Annotated in this window: 17 protein-coding genes; 8 read left to right on the top strand and 9 right to left on the bottom strand. The window is 63.1% G+C overall.

Going from position 1 to position 17,701, the window contains the following annotated elements:
- Positions 1-10: 10 nt before the first annotated feature.
- Both gstA and ACW7G0_RS10265 read left to right on the top strand, forming a co-directional pair.
- Positions 11-628, top strand: coding sequence for a glutathione transferase GstA (gene gstA, locus ACW7G0_RS10270; RefSeq protein WP_456989532.1), 618 nt, complete (start codon positions 11-13; stop codon positions 626-628).
- A 530-nt stretch (positions 629-1,158) separates the two neighbouring features.
- Positions 1,159-2,352 (top strand): serine hydrolase domain-containing protein, encoded by a 1,194-nt coding sequence (locus tag ACW7G0_RS10265; RefSeq protein WP_456989531.1) that lies wholly within the window; start codon positions 1,159-1,161, stop codon positions 2,350-2,352.
- A gap of 43 nt (positions 2,353-2,395) precedes the next feature.
- Here ACW7G0_RS10265 and ACW7G0_RS10260 read toward each other — a convergent pair whose 3' ends face one another.
- The 4 genes from ACW7G0_RS10260 to ACW7G0_RS10245 all read right to left on the bottom strand — a co-directional run bounded on the left by ACW7G0_RS10260 (position 2,396) and on the right by ACW7G0_RS10245 (position 6,301).
- Positions 2,396-3,565 carry a serine hydrolase domain-containing protein gene (locus tag ACW7G0_RS10260; RefSeq protein ID WP_456989530.1) on the bottom strand — a complete coding sequence of 390 codons (1,170 nt, stop codon included), beginning with the start codon at positions 3,563-3,565 and terminating at the stop codon, positions 2,396-2,398.
- A gap of 154 nt (positions 3,566-3,719) precedes the next feature.
- A complete protein-coding gene (locus ACW7G0_RS10255) occupies positions 3,720-4,769 on the bottom strand; it encodes an NAD(P)-dependent alcohol dehydrogenase (RefSeq protein ID WP_456989529.1) in 1,050 nt (349 codons plus the stop codon).
- Between the two features lie 28 nt (positions 4,770-4,797).
- The gene (locus tag ACW7G0_RS10250) at positions 4,798-5,190 is read right to left on the bottom strand and encodes a cyclophilin-like fold protein (protein ID WP_456989528.1); all 393 of its coding nucleotides are present in this window, start codon (positions 5,188-5,190) and stop codon (positions 4,798-4,800) included.
- A gap of 118 nt (positions 5,191-5,308) precedes the next feature.
- Positions 5,309-6,301 (bottom strand): aldo/keto reductase, encoded by a 993-nt coding sequence (locus tag ACW7G0_RS10245; protein WP_456989754.1) that lies wholly within the window; start codon positions 6,299-6,301, stop codon positions 5,309-5,311.
- A 396-nt stretch (positions 6,302-6,697) separates the two neighbouring features.
- On the opposite strand from ACW7G0_RS10245, the gene ACW7G0_RS10240 reads away from it, so the two are divergent.
- From ACW7G0_RS10240 to ACW7G0_RS10220, 5 genes are all read left to right on the top strand, one after another.
- The gene (locus ACW7G0_RS10240) at positions 6,698-7,591 is read left to right on the top strand and encodes a LysR family transcriptional regulator (protein WP_456989527.1); all 894 of its coding nucleotides are present in this window, start codon (positions 6,698-6,700) and stop codon (positions 7,589-7,591) included.
- Between the two features lie 42 nt (positions 7,592-7,633).
- Positions 7,634-8,728: an alkene reductase gene (locus tag ACW7G0_RS10235; RefSeq protein WP_456989526.1), complete on the top strand. Its 1,095-nt coding sequence runs from the start codon at positions 7,634-7,636 to the stop codon at positions 8,726-8,728.
- Between the two features lie 23 nt (positions 8,729-8,751).
- Positions 8,752-9,777, top strand: a complete 1,026-nt coding sequence (locus ACW7G0_RS10230; RefSeq protein WP_456989525.1) for a GlxA family transcriptional regulator — start codon at positions 8,752-8,754, stop codon at positions 9,775-9,777.
- A 99-nt stretch (positions 9,778-9,876) separates the two neighbouring features.
- A complete protein-coding gene (locus ACW7G0_RS10225; RefSeq protein ID WP_456989524.1) occupies positions 9,877-10,518 on the top strand; it encodes an HD domain-containing protein in 642 nt (213 codons plus the stop codon).
- A 28-nt stretch (positions 10,519-10,546) separates the two neighbouring features.
- The gene (locus tag ACW7G0_RS10220) at positions 10,547-11,143 is read left to right on the top strand and encodes a TfuA-like protein (RefSeq protein ID WP_456989523.1); all 597 of its coding nucleotides are present in this window, start codon (positions 10,547-10,549) and stop codon (positions 11,141-11,143) included.
- Between the two features lie 18 nt (positions 11,144-11,161).
- Here ACW7G0_RS10220 and ACW7G0_RS10215 read toward each other — a convergent pair whose 3' ends face one another.
- The 3 genes from ACW7G0_RS10215 to ACW7G0_RS10205 are packed head-to-tail and all read right to left on the bottom strand — an operon-like array spanning position 11,162 to position 13,283.
- A complete protein-coding gene (locus ACW7G0_RS10215; protein WP_456989522.1) occupies positions 11,162-11,821 on the bottom strand; it encodes an SDR family oxidoreductase in 660 nt (219 codons plus the stop codon).
- Between the two features lie 10 nt (positions 11,822-11,831).
- Positions 11,832-12,377, bottom strand: coding sequence for a cysteine hydrolase family protein (locus tag ACW7G0_RS10210; RefSeq protein WP_456989521.1), 546 nt, complete (start codon positions 12,375-12,377; stop codon positions 11,832-11,834).
- 12 nt (positions 12,378-12,389) lie between these two features.
- Complete coding sequence (locus ACW7G0_RS10205; protein ID WP_456989520.1) at positions 12,390-13,283, bottom strand: MBL fold metallo-hydrolase; 894 nt, start codon at positions 13,281-13,283, stop codon at positions 12,390-12,392.
- A 123-nt stretch (positions 13,284-13,406) separates the two neighbouring features.
- Here ACW7G0_RS10205 and ACW7G0_RS10200 point away from each other — a divergent pair, with 123 nt between their 5' ends.
- Positions 13,407-14,402, top strand: coding sequence for a GlxA family transcriptional regulator (locus ACW7G0_RS10200; protein ID WP_456989519.1), 996 nt, complete (start codon positions 13,407-13,409; stop codon positions 14,400-14,402).
- Between the two features lie 754 nt (positions 14,403-15,156).
- Here ACW7G0_RS10200 and ACW7G0_RS10195 read toward each other — a convergent pair.
- A complete protein-coding gene (locus tag ACW7G0_RS10195; protein ID WP_456989518.1) occupies positions 15,157-15,489 on the bottom strand; it encodes a low molecular weight protein tyrosine phosphatase family protein in 333 nt (110 codons plus the stop codon).
- A 658-nt stretch (positions 15,490-16,147) separates the two neighbouring features.
- Complete coding sequence (locus ACW7G0_RS10190) at positions 16,148-16,981, bottom strand: hypothetical protein (protein ID WP_456989517.1); 834 nt, start codon at positions 16,979-16,981, stop codon at positions 16,148-16,150.
- Positions 16,982-17,701 lie beyond the last annotated feature (720 nt).

The following is a 17,701-nucleotide window of genomic DNA, read 5'->3' as shown; positions in this document are numbered from 1 at the left end:
GAGATATTTCTTGAAGCTTTTCTACACGGCAGGCTCCTGCTCGCTGTCTCCCCATATTGTTCTACGTGAACTCGCGCTGCCATTTTCGCTTGAGGCCGTCGATCCCGGTACGAAGATGACCGCGTCCGGCGCGGACTTCACGAGCATCAATCCCAAGGGTTACGTGCCGGCGCTTCAACTGGACGATGGCGAGGTGCTGACCGAGGGTGCGGCTATTGTTCAGTACTTGGTCGACAAGTATGCCCCCGGCACGTTGGCGCCACTTTCCGGCACGGTCGAGCGCGCCCGCGTCAATGGTCACCTGAACTTCATCGCGACCGAACTGCACAAAGGCTGCGTTCCGCTCTTTAACCCTGCGATGGCGCCCGAAGCGCGAAAAACGGTCACAGAAAATCTCGAACGCAAGTTCGAGGTGATGGAACAGATCTTCACCGATGGACGACCTTATCTGACCGGCCCGGACTTTACAGTGGCGGACGCCTACCTGTTCACAATGCTGAGCTGGTCGCCCAGGATTCAAGTCGACCTCGAATGCTGGCCAAACCTCGCCGCGTTCAGCAAGCGCGTGCTGGCGCGCAAGGCCGTGCAAGCCGCTCTGAAGGCGGAAGGGCTACGACAGGCTGCTTGAAGACTGCCACGGGCGGGCACCTGGCTGTAAGGCCTTCGCCCGCCACGCCGTTTTCAAGAAGCCCGCCTTGGACCGGCAAGTTAGGGGTCAGGCCTGACATTCCGACATATGGTCCTTGATGGGTCAGGCCCGGAATCGATTACCGCCGATTTAGTGAACAAGAGCAGGAAAAGGATTTATGTAGTTCACTGCGTTGCTCGCGGGACGGTTCCATGGCACTCCGTCTTATGGCGGCACTTGCGCCATCCGTTGATTCCGATGCGCACGTCTTGGTTCCTGATAGACGTCACCCTGTCAAACGGGCGGACGTTCCGGAGCAAGATTCAGCGGGCCCCCCGCCAGGTGGGCGATTGAGCAGTGCCGCCTAACAATGCGTTCAAGTGTGCCAGATGTCCGCTTCTGGCCGAGAGCAGACCTACGCACCACGCGAATATTGAACCCAGTCGAGGCTGGAATCCCGGTCGGACTCTGAGGCGCGCAGCACGCGTCAGTAGAATGACCCTCCTGCAACCACTTCGGTATGCGCTGCCATGCGTCCCAGCATTTTCTTACGCCTATTCACGACCGCACTCTGCCTGACCGCATCGCTGCCGTTGGCAGCCAGCGAGTCACCATCCACTCCCACCATCGGCGAGCAACGCGAGGCGGTGTTGTTCTGGCCGCAGGCGCAGCGGGAGGCGGAGTTCCGGCAGGTGGATCGGCGCTTCCCCAGCGACCGCGTCGAACGCGGTACGCATGTCCGTGAGTTGCCGGAAGGCGCGCCATTGACGTTGGGCGAGACGGACGGGTCGTCGTGGTTGGGCAACTACATGACCCAGCACCACATCGCCGGCGTGATGGTGCTGCAGGACGGTCGTGTTCGCTTGCAGCGGTATGCGTTGGACTTTCGTCCAGAGCAGCGCTGGGAATCCTTCTCGGTCGCCAAGTCGGTCACGTCCACCTTGCTCGGCATCGCGCTGCAGCAGGGGCACATCGCCAGCCTGGACGACGCGTTGCTCACCTACATTCCCGAGTTGCGCGACAGCGCCTACGCCGATGTCACGGTGCAGCAGTTGCTGACGATGACCTCCGGCGTGCGTTGGAACGAGGACTATGCCGACGCCGAGTCGGACGTGGCGCAGATGTATCGCGGTGCCTGCGTCGACGGTCGTGCGCACGTGCTGTCGTACTTGATGAAACTGCCGCGGCAATGGCCGGCCGGCACGCAATGGAACTACAACACCGCCGAGACCGACCTGCTCGGCATCGTGGTGGAGCGCGCCACGCGCCGTTCGCTGGCCACCTACCTGTCAGACACCATCTGGAAGCCGTATGGCATGGCGGCCGACGCGACTTGGATCAAGGACGAATGCGATGGCAGCGACACCGGCGGCAGCGGTCTGTCGGCGACCTTGGGCGATTACGCGCGGCTGGGGCAGTTCATGCTCGACGGTGGCCGCATCGCGGGCGAACCGGTGATCGCCGAGGCGTGGCTGCAAGGCGCGATGCGTGAGCAGGAAAGCCTGGACGCGCCCGAGCGCGGCTACGGGTATCTGTGGTGGACCGATACCGATGGCAGCTATGCGGCGATCGGTATCTTCGGTCAGATGGTCTACGTCGATCCCGCGCGCCGGCTGGTCATCGCCCAGGTCGCGGCCTGGCCGCAGGCGACGTCGAAGGAGCTGGTCGCCGCGCGGCGCGGGTTCGTGGCCGCGGTCAAGCGTGCAGTGGATGCGGATCGGTAAAGTGCAATACACGCAATGACGGACGCTCGGCACGCTGAAGGGCCTACGGCCCCTTCGAGTGATCCGCGTTTTCCGCGATGAAGTGCTGGTACAGGGCCCTGTTGACCTCGGTCCGTACTTCCATGTCCCGGGTTCCGTTGGTGATCACCACGAAGCCGTACTTCTTCTCGGCGTCGAAGAACATGGAGCTGTACAGCCCGTAGGCGGACCCGGTGTGTCCGGTCAGCTCGACTCCGGGAATCAGGGCCCTGTCGATGCGAATGGCCAGGCCGTATCCGGAATCCTCGTCGACTTCGACCGTGGGCGTCTGCATCGCCTTCGCGTGTTCGGCTGCGATGATCCGCACGCCATTCCATTCGCCATGGTTCATGTGCATCAGCATGTACTTGGCCAGGTCGGGCGCCGAGACCTTGAGACCACCGGTCGGAGAGAACATCGGCGTGCTGTAGCCCATTGTGTAGCCGTCCAGGCGCTCACCCAGCGGCGCATACGCCTGGTCCGAGCGCACGAACCCCTCGCCCTCGCGCCAGCGGTAGATCCGCGCGAAGCGGTCCGCATCCAACGCTTCCGGCGCATAGCCGCCGTACAGCCCGAGCGGATCGAGCACATGTGCCTTTACGTAGGCATCGAATCGCTGCCCGGATACACGCTCCACGATCGTCCCGACCAGGTTGTAGCCGAGGTTGGAGTACTCGTAGCGCTCGCCGGGGGCACGGTCGGCGTAGCTGTCCTGCCAGGTGGCGTTGACGCCCGGATTGATGATGTCGAGGCTGCTGTATCGCTGCTTGTCGGTGATCGACGAGGTATGGTTCAGCAGCATCCTGAGCGTGATCGCCTGATCAGGAAATCCGGGGTTGCGCAACGGGAATCCGACCAACTCGCCGACGTCGTCACTCAGCGAGATCCGGCCTTGCTCCACCAGCTGAAAGATCGAGGTCACGGCGAACGACTTGGAGATGGAGGCGATCCGGAAGACGTCGTCCTGCTCGAGGGGAATCCTCGCGTCCCTGTCCTTCCAGCCGAGGCTGTTGCCATAGACGACGGCATTGTCCTTGACCACCACGACTGCCAGGCCAACCGTCCCGTGCTCGGCCATCAGCTCTTCCAGCCTGTGTTCAATGCCTTGGGCCATGGCAGGCTGCAGGCAGGCCCACGACAACACAAGCGCCGCGCACAGTGCCAGGACGCGGCTCGAATTTCTGCTTTCCTTCATGACCCCTCCAACAGGTATTACTGACTATGGATGCCAGTGGGGCGAAGGGAATTGCTGTCGGCGGTTGCCTTCGCTCTGTCGGACTCTAGCGACTTTATGAAGGTGCAAGGCCTCGCTTTTGGGTCTGACGACATAACCTGAAGCTATGTCGGGATCAGGACTTCAAAGAAGCGTTGTCGATCACGAACCGGTATTTCACGTCGCCCTTGAGCATGCGTTCGTAGGCCTCGTTGATTTCATCGGCGCGGATCATCTCGATGTCCGCCACGATGCCGTGCTCGGCGCAGAAATCCAGCATCTCCTGCGTCTCGGGGATGCCGCCGATCAGCGAGCCCGCCAGGCTGCGACGTTTCGCGATCAGGTTGAACACCTGCGGCGAGGGATGCGGCGTGGCCGGCGCGCCAACCAGGGTCATCGTGCCGTCGCGCTTGAGCAGCGCGAAGAAGGCATCCAGATCGTGTGGCGCGGCGACGGTATTGAGGATGAAGTCCAGGCTCTTGGCATGCGCCGTCATCTCATCGGCATTGCGCGAGACGACGACCTCATCCGCGCCCAGCGCCTTGGCCGCCTCGCGCTTGGATTCGGACGTGGTGAACGCGACGACGTGGGCACCCATCGCATGCGCCAGCTTGATGCCCATGTGCCCGAGCCCGCCGATACCGACCACGCCGACCTTCTTGCCCGGCCCCACCTTCCAGTGGCGCAGCGGCGACCAGGTGGTGACGCCCGCGCACAGCAGCGGCGCCACGGCAGCCAGTTGCTCTTCGGGATGGCGGATGCGCAACACGTAGCGTTCGTGCACGACGATCTGCTGCGAGTAGCCGCCCAGCGTGTGGCCGGGCGCGTCCGGCGTCCGGCCGTTGTAGGTGCCGACCATGCGGTCGCAGTAGTTCTCCAGGCCAGCGTCGCACTCCTCGCAATGCTGGCAGCTGTCGACGATGCAGCCGATGCCGACCAGATCGCCCGGCTTGAAGTCGGCGACGTCGGAACCGACGTCTGTCACCTTGCCGACGATCTCGTGACCGGGCACGCACGGGAAGACGGTGCCCGCCCATTCCGCGCGCACCTGGTGGAGGTCGGAGTGGCACACGCCGCAATAGGCGATGTCGATCTGCACGTCGTTCGCGCCCGGCGCACGCCGGGTGATCTGCATGGGTTCGAGTGGTTGGTCGCCCGCATGGGCGCCATAGGCTTGGATGGTCATGGTGAGGACTCCTGTGTCGATCGGAAAATCAGTTCTTGGAGAATACGACCTGCACGTCATTCCGTCCGAATGCCTGAGCCAAGCCGGCGGGGTCGTCCACGTGACCTAGGCGGGTGTACGAGTACGACGAGTTGGACGTCAGATAGAAGACCACCACGGTGTCCGTGCCAAACAGCATGAGGTCGCCATTGCGGGTCGTTCCTGGCCGGCTTGCGTTCGTGGGCAGCGCCTGTGGCAGGCTGGCGAACTTCTCGTTGCCGTTGTGCTCGCGCATGTCCAGCGTCAGGGGCAGCAGCGCGGCGAATGCACGCGCGGCCTCGCCGTCAGCCAGGGTGATGGCGAAACGGCGTTCGCCGACGGTCATCCACATGCGTGATTCCTCCGGTTTGGCGGATGCCGGCGCGGCATCCGGGGCAGTCATGGGCGCCGCCGCTGGGGTAGGCGACGGGGCGGCATCGCAAGCACCGAGCATGAAGAGGCACAGTGGCAGGCACAGCCCGCGCATAATCCGCAGGTGCCAGGTGCGGCGACGACCCATCTCAGTCCTGGCCAATCTGCGCCATCTGTATCGCATCCATGCGGCCACCGTAGATCACAAGCCGGGCCAGGCCCGTCTCGATCTCGCGAAGATCCGCTGCTGTGAGTTGAACATCGACCGCGCCCATGTTCTCGCGCAGGTGATCCATGTTGCCTGTGCCGGGGATCGGAACAATCCACGGCTTCTGCGCCATCAACCATGCCAGCGCGATCTGGGCCGGCGTTGCGCCCCGCTTGCCGCCGAATGCCGTCAGAAACTCGATGATCGGCTGGTTGTTCTTCATGACCATGGGGGAGAAGCGCGGAAACGTCGCCCGCAGGTCGTTCTTCGGGTCGAAGGTGGACTGGGCATTCACATCCAGTGTCCCGGGCAAGAAACCTTGTCCCAGCGGCCCCCACGGAACAAAGCCGATGCCCAGTTCCTCGCAAGCTTCCAGAACGCCGTTGTGTTCCGGGCTTCTGTCGATCAACGAGTACTCGGTCTGGATGGCCGCGACCGGTTGAACCGCATGCGCGCGGCGAATGGTTCTCGCGCTGGGTTCCGACAGACCGAAGTGCAGAACCTTTCCCTGCTGGATCAGGTCCTTGACCGTGCCGGCCACGTCTTCGATCGGTACGGTCAGATCGACCCGGTGCTGGTAGTAGAGATCGATGTGGTCGGTCCTGAGACGTCGCAGCGATTCCTCGACCACCCGCCGGATGCGCTCCGGCCGGCTGTCGAGCTTGATCGTTCCATCAATCGCGAAGCCGAACTTGGTGGCGATTTTGACCTTGTCGCGGACAGACGCCAGCGCCTCGCCCACCAACTCCTCATTGACGTAGGGGCCGTACACTTCAGCGGTGTCGAAGAAGGTGACGCCGCGCTCGTAGGCGTCGCGAATCACGCGGATGCCCTGGGCCCGATCCACACCCGGACCGTAGTGGCCACCGCTGAGACCCATGTTGCCGAAGCCCAGTTCCGAGACCTCCAAGCCTCCCAGACTGCGGGTTTTCAGCTTGCCTTTTGCGGCGCGCTCGACGGATTGCGCAGCTGCTGGGGTCGCCCATGACGCTGCCGCAACGGGCAGGACAGCCGCAGCGGCGGCAGCGCCCGCCATTTTCAGGAAGCGGCGCCGATCTGATGTCAGGCCTGAGTCTTGTTCTGCCGTTTTCCGGCCGTTGTCGGGCTGCATGTTCATAGTCGATGTTCTCTCAGAGGCACTGACCCCCTGCATGTTGCGCCAGGGGCGAAGTAGTGGCGGTGACGACACACACTGGATTCGAGGCGAAAACAGGTGGATTGGTCTTGGCACCGATGCATTCTTTCGCCCGCGCGACGGCTTTACTAGCTAATGCATGCTTAAAGATCATATAAGCATCACTAATCAATCCTTCGTGGAGAATGCACATCCATGGTCAGACGCAACCTCAACGATCTGCTGTCATTCGTCACGGTGGCGCGGGAAGGCAGCTTCACCCGCGCGGCCGCACTGCTGGGCGTGACCCAGTCGGCGCTCAGCCAGGCCATCCGCGGCCTCGAAACGCGACTCGACATCCGGCTGCTCACGCGCACCACGCGCAGCGTCTCGCCCACTGCTGCCGGTGAGCGTCTCTTCCAGGCGATCGGTCACCGCTTCGACGAGATCGAAACGGAACTGGATGCGCTGACGGAGCTGCGCGACAAGCCGGCCGGCACGGTGCGCATCACCTGCGGCGATCATGTGTTGCGGACCACGCTGTTGCCGAAGATCGCGCCGCTGCTGCGCGAGTATCCCGACATCAAGGTGGAGTTCGACGTCAATTACGGATTCAGGGACATCGTGGCGGATCGTTTCGACGCCGGTGTGCGCATGGGCGACACCATCGACAAGGACATGATCGCGGTACCGATCAGCCCCGAACTGCGCATGGCCGCCGTCGCCACGCCGTCCTATTTCGCCGCGAACCCCAAGCCCAAGACGCCCCACGATCTGGTGACGCACCGCTGCATCAACCTGCGTTTTCCAACCGGTGGCGGGGTGTACGTCTGGGAGTTCGAACGCCGGCGGCGCCCATTGAATGTCCGCGTCGATGGCCCGCTCGTTTTCAACACGACGCCGCCTGTCGTGACGGCCGCGCTGGAAGGACTGGGCATCGCGTTCCTCCCGGAAGAAGAATTTGCACCGCACATCGAGCAGGGCGAACTGGTGCGCGTGCTGGAAGACTGGTGCCCGCCGTTCCCGGGCTACTACCTGTACTACCCCAGCCGCCGCCAGCCGCCGCCCGCGTTTTCCATCGTCCTCGACGCATTGCGCCTGCACGCCTGACGCCGCGCCGCGCTTTTTACCCGCATCCCCAGGAAACAGACCATGAGCCAATTGTTCACCCCCGTCCGCATCGGCCGCGTCACCGCGCCGAACCGCATCGTCATGGCGCCGATGACCCGCTCGCGTGCCGACGAGCAGGGCGTGCCCGGCGACATTGCCGCGACTTACTACGCCCAGCGCGCCAGCGCCGGGTTGATCGTCACCGAGGGCACCTTCCCCTCTGCCACGGGCAAGGGCTATGTCCACACACCCGGCATGGCCACCGATGCCCAGGCGGCCGGCTGGAAGAAGGTGGTGGAGGCCGTGCACGCCCGCGGCGGTCGCATCTTCATGCAGTTGATGCATTGCGGCCGGATCTCGCATCCCTCGCTGATTGATGGCGCGATGCCCGTGGCACCTTCCGCGATCCGGCCCGAGGGGCAGGCCTGGACGCCCATCGCCCAGGTGGATTACGTCACGCCGCGCGAGTTGGGCGTGGATGAGATCGCCGGCATCGTCGAGGACTACCGCCAAGCGACCGGTCGCGCCATCGACGCGGGCTTCGACGGCGGGGAACTGCATGGGGCGTCCGGCTACCTGCCCGAGCAGTTCCTGTCGTCGGGCAGCAACCAGCGACAGGACGAATACGGTGGCTCGGTCGAAGGCCGCGCCCGCTTCTTGCTGGAGGTGCTGGCCGCGATGGTGGAGGAGGCCGGAGCCGACCGCGTCGGCCTAAAGCTATCGCCGGAAATGAACTTCAACAGCATCACCGACGCCGCGCCGCAGGAAACCTATACCTACCTGGTCGACCAGCTGCGCGGCATCGGCCTAGCCTACCTGCATGTCGCCCTGTTCGGCGCGAAGACCGATTACCACAGCCTGTTGCACCCGCGCTTCGGCGGCACCTACCTGATCGGCGGCGGCCTGACCCGGGGCAGCGCCGAAGACGCACTCGCCAAGGGGACGGCCGACGCTGCGGTATTCGGCAGCGCCTTCCTCGCCAACCCCGATCTGCCGGAACGCTTCCGCCAGGACGCCGCGCTCAACACGCCCGACCGCGACACCTTCTACGCGCCGCCTACCGGCGAGGGTTACACCGACTATCCGACACTGGTAGCGGACGGAGCCGCCGACAAGGGCCCGCCGAAACAAGCTTAAGCTTGTCTGCCCGCGATGACCCGGTGTACAGCCGCGTCAACCGCGGAGCAGGAAGCGGAGGTCACGTGGCGACACTTACGATCGCGATTGCAATACACGAGCATGTGCAGGCGCTGGACGTCGCCGGGCCGGCCGACGTGTTTGCCGAGGCAAACGGTCATGTTCCGGCCGGGGATCACTACAAGACGGTCCTGGTTGCAGCGGATCGTAAGCCGCTGCGGACATCCGGCGGCATGCTGGTGGTGGCCGACATGACGTTCGAGGAGGCGCGACGCGACTTCGACATCATCCTGGTGGCAGGCGGGCCGGAGCTGCCGGACACGGTGCCCGATGCTGAGCTGCTGGAGTGGGTGGGGGAAGCGCCGCGCAGGTCGATGACCTACGGTTCGATCTGCACGGGCGCATTCGTGCTCGGCCATGCCGGCCTGCTCGATGGCCGGAGGGTCACGACCCACTGGCAGAGTGCCGCCCAGCTGGCACGCATGTTCCCCGAAGCGAAAGTCGAAGCCGATTCGATCTATGTCCGGGACGGCCGGCTCATCACGTCTGCCGGCGTCACGGCGGGGATCGACCTCGCCTTGGCGCTGGTCGGTCAGCGTCATGGGCCGGAGGTGGCCGTGGCCGTCGCCAAGCGGCTCGTCGTGGTGGCGCAGCGCCAGGGCGGCCAATCCCAGTTCAGCCCCTATCTCACGCCTCCCGTCGATTCCACGTCATCGGTGGCGCTCGTCCAGCAACACGTCGCGGCGCATCCCGCCCAACGGCACGCGCTCAAGTCGCTTGCAGGCGTGGCAGACATGAGTCCGCGCAACCTGATCCGCCATTTCGTCCAGGAAACCGGCATCACCCCGCACGAGTTCGTCCTGCGGGCACGGATCGACGCAGCCCGCAAGATCCTGGAAAGCAGCGACCTGCCATTGAAGACCGTGGCATACGACTGCGGTTTCGGGACCGCGGACCGCATGCGGATCGTCTTCAGGGAACGCCTTGGCGTGACTCCCGCGCAATACCGCGCCCGGTTCCGGCACCAGGAAACATTCCCGGTGTCATGAAATCGCGCTGTTCTGTCACGATCCGGCGCAAGCATTCGATTGTGGCCAAGCGGGCAACTGCCGACACTTGAGGACAGTATTTTCCTGGAGTGGATTTTCATGACCGAGACCATCGCAGGCATCCGGGTGCCCGACAGCCCGCTGGTGCGCGCCGCCACGCAGCTTGTGCGCGACACCGAAGACGACCTGCTCTACAACCACAGCCGGCGGGTGTTCTTCTGGGGGGCGCTTTCCGGCAACCGGCGCGGCCTCGAATACGATCCGGAGCTGCTTTACCTGGGTGCCATGTTCCACGACATGGGGCTGACGGAACGGTACTCGAGCGCCGACTTGCGCTTCGAGGTCGACGGCGCCAACGCGGCGCGCGACTTCATGAGCGGCTATGACGTGCCCGAGCGCGACGTCGAGGACGTCTGGACGGCCATCGCACTGCATACGACGCCCGGCATCCCCGGGCACATGCGGCCGACCGTGGCCTTGGTGACCGCTGGCGTCGAGATGGACGTGCTCGGCATCGCCTACGACGAGTTCAGCCAGGAGCAACGTCACGAGGTCTGTGCCTGCCATCCCCGCGAGGCGGACTTCAAGGAAGGCATCATCGACCACTTCGCCGATGGCATCAGGAAGAAGCCGGAAACCGCGTTCGGCAACGTAAAGGCGGACGTGCTGGCGCTGAGGGTGCCGGGATACCGGCGGACCGACTTCTGTTCCATCATCCTCGGTTCCGCCTGGCCGAATTGATCCACGGTCCCGCGCCACGAGGGAGCGCGTGAGGCCGATCGTATTCCTGGGCCTGAGCCTCACCGGAGCGGAAGCGCGCGCTGTCCTGGATGCGGAGTACCGCGCGCCCATCGTCCGCGGCGACCTGGATGCCATCGTTGCACCGGCGCAGGTCGTGATCGTCGACGGCATGCTTGACCCTGACCTGCGGCTGCATCCCGAGGAAGCCGCCCGGGCGCTCGCTCGCGGCCTCGACCTCCACGGGGCCGCGAGCATGGGCGCGGTGTTGGCGGTGCGGCTGGAACCCCTGGGCATGAAAGGTGCAGGGCAGGTGTTCCACATACTGCGGACGCTGGGTGGCGACCGGGAGGATCTGGTCCAGGCACTGTTTGTGCGCGACGGATTGGAGTTCAGGCCACTCACGGTGCCGCTGATCAACGTGGTGGCCGGCCTTTGGTCGAGTGGATTGGGAGCCGGAGAACTTGCTGCGCTCGTCCACGTGCTCCGCGCCATTGCGCTGGATGCGCGGACCTGGGAGAACATCGAGGCCGCCGTTGCCGGCGCGGGTTTCCGCCTGCCACCTGCGATCCGTCTGATGGACGCCAAGCGTGAGGACGCGCTCTGTCTGCTTCGGCAACTCAGGTAGCTGAGGAAAGCCGGCGACTCAGGCGTGCACCAGGCGCGCCACGGACTCTGCAACCGGCGCCTCGCCTTCGGTCAGCTCGATGATGATCCGGTTCACCGCCGGGTGTTCGATGATCTCCAGTAGCGTCGCGGCCACGTCGTCGCGTGGCACGTCGCCGTACGGGATGGCCAGCCCCGCGCGCACCTTGCCGGTGCCGGACGCGTCCAGCAGCGTGCCGGGGCGCAGGATGACCCAGTCCAGGTCGGACTCGGCCAGATGCACGTCGGCGAGTTTCTTCACCGCCATGTAATGCTCGAACGTCTCCGACACCTGCTTGCCGCGGGCGGCATCGGGGAAGGCTGAGACCAGCAGGAAGCGCTGGATGCCCGCCTGCCGCGCCGCCGCGACCGCCAGCTCCAGTCCGCGGCCGTCGATGGCGTCGATCATCTCCATCCCGCCCTTGCCGCCAGCGCCGGCCGAAAACACGACCACGTCGCTGCCGGCCATGCGCTGCGCCAGCCCGTCGGCGTCGAGTTCCAGCAGGTTGCCCTCGACCGGGACGGCGCCCAGGGCCTCGAGTTCGTCGGCCTGCTCCGGTTTGCGGTACAGCGAGCGCGGTTCGTGGCCCCGCGCCGCGAGTTGCTGGGCGAGGCGGCGGGCGACCTTGCCCGAGCCGCCGATGATGAAGATCTTGCGCATGATGAATTCCTCAAGCCAGATAGGCGTCCGTGGTCGTGATCGCGGCATAGCCGAACGCCAGCGCGGCCATCGCGGTGGCATGCACGTGGGCCGCGGGTACCACCGTTCCGCCGAATTCGAGATCCATCGTCGCGCAGGCATCGTGCACCACGGTGACGGGGTAGCCGAAGTCGGCGGCGGCGCGGGAGGTCGCCTCCACACACATGTGGCTCATCGCACCGATCACCACCAGTTCCTCGACACCCTGTTCGTCCAGCATCGGCTTCAGGCCGGTGTCGCGGAACGAGTTGGGATAATTCTTGACGACGACAGGCTCACCATCAACGGGCGCCACGGCGGGGATGATCTGCACCCCATCGCTTCCCGGCACGAAGATCGGCGCATCGGGCGTGGCGACCTCATGCCGGACATGGATGAGCAGATCGCCATTGGCGCGAGCCGCGGCGATGAGACGGGCGGCGTTGGACAATGCGGATTCCATGCCGACCAGCGGTACTTTGCCGGTGGAAAGGTACTCGTTCTGAAGATCTACGACGACGATTGCTCGCTTGCTCATGGGATTACCTCTTTAGAAAGTGTAGGACTCGCCGTCTGCCGGAACCAGTACGCGCTCCGGATCCATGCCCGTTGCCTTGATGTGGTCGTGTAGGTCCTGGCGCGTCTGCATGGCGTGATTGACGGCTTCCATGTGGCTGCCGATCACCTTGGCCTGTGGCGCTGCCTGGTAGGCCCGGTAGAGATCGTCCTTGCCCATGATGATGGAGCCGTCCACGCCCAGCATTCGCGCATAGCCGGTGTTGAGGACGATCACATCCGGCTGGTACTGCTGGATCGAATCTTCGACCTGGGTGTTCCAGATGGTGTCTCCGGCCAGGTACACCGTCTCGTGGCCCGGGCGCTGGAAAACGACGCCCATCACTTGGCCGAGACTTGGGAAATCGGCCATGGTCTGGTCATCGCCATGCTGTCCACCGGTGATGCTCAGCTGCGTACCGTTGAAGACGGTGTCGCGGGTCATCACGCGCACGTCCGTGAAGCCATCCTTGCGGATGCTTTCGGCGTCGGCTTCGTTCTGGACAAACAGTGGAAGATTCCTGGGCAGGCTGCGCTTGGCCTCGTCATCCCAGTGATCGGCGTGGGTATGGGTGACGATGATGGCGTCGGCGTCCATCACCTCGGACATCGGCATCGGCAGCTCGACCAGCGGGTAGCGCACCTCGCTGTTGTAGGTGCCCTCGAAGCCGGGGTAGGCGTCCTTCGCTGCGAGCATCGGGTCGATCAGGAACGTGGTGCCGGCGTAGTCCAGCTTGATCGTCGCGTTACGGATCTGCTGGAAGCCGACCGCGCCGGCGTCTTCGGTGTTGGCGTCCGGGGTGGCTGCGGTGCTGGTGGCGCCGCAGGCGGCGAGCGCGAGGGTCAGAGTCGCGACGGCAGCGCCGCGCAGCAAGGTTCGATGGGTCATGGGAGTCTCCTGGAGTGTGGAATGACGGCCATTGTCTGGAGACTGCGCGCCCGGCACCATTGGCCCAAATGACATTTATCGATATAATCGGGCCATTCTTTTTCACGCCCTCCGGAGACCTCCATGCAGCCCGTTCGCGTTGCCGTGCTGGCGTTCGATGGCATCAACCTGTTCCACCTGTCCGTTCCCGGCCAGGTGTTTGGCGTCCAGCCCGCGCCACCGGGCCTGCCGCCCTATGAGGTGCGCTATTGCGCGCCCACACCCGGCCCGGTGCGCACGATGCAGGGGCTGCAGATCGACGTGCCGGACGGGCTGGACGCGATGCGGCGGGCCGATATCGTCATCGTGCCGGCGTGGGATCACCCGGAGACGCCCGCGCCCGCCGAGCTCACGCAGGCGTTGCAGGCGGCGCATGCGCGCGGCGTACAGGTGGTCGGGTTGTGCCTGGGCGCGTTCGTGCTGGGCGACGCGGGTCTGCTCGACGGCCGCCGCGCCACCACGCACTGGGTCGCGCGCGACGTGTTTGCCCGTCGCTTTCCCACCGCCGATTTCCGCCCGGACGTGCTGTACATCGACGACGACGGCATCGTGACTTCAGCAGGAACCGTCGCCGCGATCGACTGCTGTCTCAACCTCGTACGCGTGCGTCACGGCGCCGACGTGGCCAACCGCATCGCGCGGCTGCTGGTGACGCCGCCGCACCGCCAGGGCGGGCAGGCGCAATACATCGAGCAGCCGGTGCCCGAGCTGCCCAGCGAGAACCGCTTGCCGGGCGTGCTGGACTGGGCGCGCGAGCGTCTGGTCGAACCGCTGTCGGTGGACGCACTGGCCGACGCCGCCCACATGAGCCGCCGCACCTTCACCCGCCGCTTCCGCGAGGCGACCGGCACCACCGTCGTGAAGTGGCTGGCGTCGGAGCGGCTGGCGCGCGCGCAGCAGCTGCTTGAAACCACCGACCTGCCGATCGAGCAGATCGCCACCGAGGCCGGTTTCGGCACGGCGCTGTCGCTGCGGCAACACTTCGCTGCGCAACTGGGGACACCGCCATCGGCCTATCGAAGGAACTTCTGTGGCGACGACAGCCGGCCCCTGGAGTCCCGGGTTGCCGGGGGCACATAGTTCACTGCATCACGTCCGCTATCGGCCAGAAGCAGACGTACGTTTTACACCCAGATTTTAGTAACAATCGACCATGCCCCGCCCTTCCCGGGCGCCCGCTACGACTTCTTGGCGAAGTACTTCGACGCTTGGTTGATCTCCCAGGATTGATGCCGGGTCGGTAGTGGATTCAGCGCGGCAAGGCGTATCGCGCGGGACAACCTTCACGATAGGCCGACTCTCGGGCGACCTTCGCGACTCCGAAGACAGGATGGTGTCCACCAGCGCGTTGGCAAGTTCCAGTTTGGGGAGGCTGAACTGGGTGGCGCCCTTGTACAGTCTGGACAGTGCCGCACCGGGATTCTTGTCCGCCCTGCATGTCGCGATCTCGGAAGCAGTGAAAAGGTGCCGACCTTGGGAGACGAGCGATAGGGCTCGGGCTAGCTCGGTGTCGGAGAAATTGTCAAACTCGAATGCGGCTTTCCAAACATGGATTTACTCAGGCCGCGTCACCCGTGCCCTCTTGCCATAAGTGGAGTTCGCGGTCTTCGATGCGTGCTTCAGCTTGATGGCATTGTTCTCATTGTCGAGGAGGATCTGCACCTCCCTCGATTTCCACGAACTCCATTTGCAAGCTTTGCATGCGGCCTAACGCCTGAGTTAAGCCGACCTGCGTAGCGGAGCCGACAACATGGCAAGCTTTACCTGCCATGTTGTTGGTGTAGCGAAGCAGGTTCGGCTTGAACGAATTGTTAGGCCGCAGCCTACGGGTGGGTCAGAGCGACGGCAAGTGGCGGGGAACCGTCGCCTTGAGACGGCGAATGAGGTCCGGGCCCATGAACTCGTACTCGTCTGGAATCTCTAGGCAAACAACGCGTGCTTTGCCCAGGTGTGGCTTGAACTTGGCGGAGAGCTTGGAGCGATGGGTGCGCTCCATAACAAAGATGATGTCTGCCCACTGCAGCAGCTCAGGTGTGAGCGGATTCTCTGCGTCATGGTTGAGGCCAGCGGAGGAGGTCTCTATGCCGGGCCAGTCTGCAAAAACTTGCTCTGCGGTGGGACTCCGGAGGCGATTTTGACTGCAGACGAAAAGGACTTTGTGCGCCATGAACCTTGCTCTGCGGCCTAACGCCTGAGTTAAGCCGAACCGCGTAGTGGAGGCAAAGGCATGGCAGGCTTTCTATGCCATGCCTCTGCCGGAACGAAGCGGTTTCGGCTTGAACGAATTGTTAGGCCTACTGCCTGCGAAGTTGGGCGCAGTAGTCGTAGACCTTATATGTGGTAATCGTATTGTCTGTAACGTCCGCCTGCATTTCCGGGTTGACCACACAGAAGATGGCCCCCTGCTTGAGCAGCCCAACGTACGCCTGATCGCTGCGCCATTTTGGATGTACAACAAAGTAGCCAACCTCTGCGAAGTCGTAAGTGCCGGAACGCTTCCGGTAGGCAAAGGAGCCTGTCGCTGAGCTTTGCGGCGCTTTTAGGAGCCAACCTTCGGGAAGTGGCTCCGAAACGGTGCGAAGCTCAGCGCTAAGGCGTCGTCCGTCCATTCCTGTCCAGGTCACGCCGGCCATCTCAGGCGCGCGAACGCTAGCGCAGCCGGAAAGAACGAGTGACGTAAGGATTGTCAGTAGCGCAAGGTGTTTCACAGTGGGCCTAACGCCTGAATTAAGCCGAACCGTAACGTGGAGGTTGTGGGCCGACACGGTGTGAGTTATGGCAGAAATACAACGAAGCCAAGATACGGTTTCGGCTTGAATGAATTGTTAGCCCTCATTGCGTGGAAGCCCCGTAGGTGGGGATGCCGTTATGGTGTCAAGCAAGTAGATACCGTCGAAACCTGCCCGCTGTGATGCGCCATTCAAGTAACCGAGGGTGCGTTCGTTTGCCCAGGACGAAGGCATTCGGCGGCTACCGCAACTACCGGTCATACACACCCAGGCTGTGCCTGTGCGAAAGGCAACAAGAATAGTAATTGGCGAAGCATCAATGAGATAAAAAGCAGTGGATTGGGAATCTTGGCCAAACGTTGATTCTTTGGCTTTGCTTGCATGTACGTTGCCAGTCAAGACTACAAAATCAGCATCTGGACTTGCCGCCATTTCGTACTTGATCACTGTAGCCATTGAAGCGTCTCGCGATTGGTTTGCGCTTGGCTTATCGATCGCCACAAGCCGGATATTGCCGCCATTGGCTTTGATTTGGCGAGTACGATCAATCAGCTTTAGTACGGCGGAACTGGATCTACCATCCTGCCGCTGCAATTCCCTTGTCCAGAACTGACCAGTTAGCAATTTTGATCTGTCACTTGGAAGGCCGTTACTTGTCATGTAATTGTTCAGTCGCGACTGTTCTTCGGACGGAATCTCAAGTCCCAACGTAACTTTCTTTCCCTTCGAGGCCAGTGAACAAACGTACTCGCCCACTAGTGCAGGAGTTTCCACGGTGCCGTGGACTTCACCAAATAAAACAAGGTGTCCATTAGGGAGATCAGTTGGCGACGCGCATGCAAATCGTGCGGGATCAACTGCTTGGGTAGGTACGCATGCGGCAATTAGTGCCGTTGAAATGATTGCAAGGGTAGCGATGCGCTTGATCATGAGGGCTAACGCCTGAATTAAGCCGACCCTCGAAGCGGGTTCGGCTTGAATGAATTGTTAGAGCCGCTCATCGCATTTCCGAGTGCGGCACCGGCTGCGCCGTACAGTGACCACACCGCAGCAAGTGCAAGTGAACTGACAAATAGTTGCGCCAGATAGCCATCCGGTAGGTGAGCCACTAACTCAGCACTATTTATACAGCTCGCGATAGCCGCAGCGACTGCTCCACAGAGGACTGGTCGCCGGACTGCTATGAGTCCTGTAAGCATCCACGGAAGTATGTGCAGCAAGGCGCCGAGAAAATTGGGCTGAACTACCTTTAAGAAGTGGATGACTTGGAGCGGGAGAACCCTCACGGTATCCGACTGCCGAAAGACCAGCCAGTCCAGGAGCAGCCACGCTGCTATGCCAATAGCAATGCTGATAATTGCACGCATCGAATCTCCCCGCGGCGCTAACGCCTGAGTTAAGCCGACTTGCGTAGCGGAGCCAACAACATGGCAAGCTCTTTCTGCCATGTTGTTGGTGGAGCGAAGCAAGTTCGGCTTGAACGAATTGTTAGCCGCCAAGCAGTGTAGCTGTGATTGACTGTGCGATGCCGCTACGCACAAGCCAAACGACAACTGCAACATTGACGATCACGGCAACCCAGAAAATCTGCTGGAACGACGCCTTTACGGTCTTATGGCGGAACTGTTGTTGCGCAATGAGCGCGCCAGG

Source organism: Lysobacter sp. A286 (assembly GCF_054052105.1).
The sequence above is the reverse complement of the archived record's forward strand: the minus strand, read 5'-3'. Positions and strand labels throughout refer to the sequence as shown.

Excerpts from the sequence above, each read along its gene's own strand:
- ACW7G0_RS10265 (WP_456989531.1), top strand. The coding sequence starts at position 1,159 with ATGCGTCCCAGCATTTTCTTACGCCTATTCACGACCGCACTCTGCCTG.
- ACW7G0_RS10260 (WP_456989530.1), bottom strand. The coding sequence starts at position 3,565 with ATGAAGGAAAGCAGAAATTCGAGCCGCGTCCTGGCACTGTGCGCGGCG.
- ACW7G0_RS10255 (WP_456989529.1), bottom strand. The coding sequence starts at position 4,769 with ATGACCATCCAAGCCTATGGCGCCCATGCGGGCGACCAACCACTCGAA.
- ACW7G0_RS10250 (WP_456989528.1), bottom strand. The coding sequence starts at position 5,190 with ATGACTGCCCCGGATGCCGCGCCGGCATCCGCCAAACCGGAGGAATCA.
- ACW7G0_RS10240 (WP_456989527.1), top strand. The coding sequence starts at position 6,698 with ATGGTCAGACGCAACCTCAACGATCTGCTGTCATTCGTCACGGTGGCG.
- ACW7G0_RS10235 (WP_456989526.1), top strand. The coding sequence starts at position 7,634 with ATGAGCCAATTGTTCACCCCCGTCCGCATCGGCCGCGTCACCGCGCCG.
- ACW7G0_RS10225 (WP_456989524.1), top strand. The coding sequence starts at position 9,877 with ATGACCGAGACCATCGCAGGCATCCGGGTGCCCGACAGCCCGCTGGTG.
- ACW7G0_RS10215 (WP_456989522.1), bottom strand. The coding sequence starts at position 11,821 with ATGCGCAAGATCTTCATCATCGGCGGCTCGGGCAAGGTCGCCCGCCGC.
- ACW7G0_RS10210 (WP_456989521.1), bottom strand. The coding sequence starts at position 12,377 with ATGAGCAAGCGAGCAATCGTCGTCGTAGATCTTCAGAACGAGTACCTT.
- ACW7G0_RS10205 (WP_456989520.1), bottom strand. The coding sequence starts at position 13,283 with ATGACCCATCGAACCTTGCTGCGCGGCGCTGCCGTCGCGACTCTGACC.
- ACW7G0_RS10200 (WP_456989519.1), top strand. The coding sequence starts at position 13,407 with ATGCAGCCCGTTCGCGTTGCCGTGCTGGCGTTCGATGGCATCAACCTG.
- ACW7G0_RS10195 (WP_456989518.1), bottom strand. The coding sequence starts at position 15,489 with ATGGCGCACAAAGTCCTTTTCGTCTGCAGTCAAAATCGCCTCCGGAGT.
- ACW7G0_RS10190 (WP_456989517.1), bottom strand. The coding sequence starts at position 16,981 with ATGATCAAGCGCATCGCTACCCTTGCAATCATTTCAACGGCACTAATT.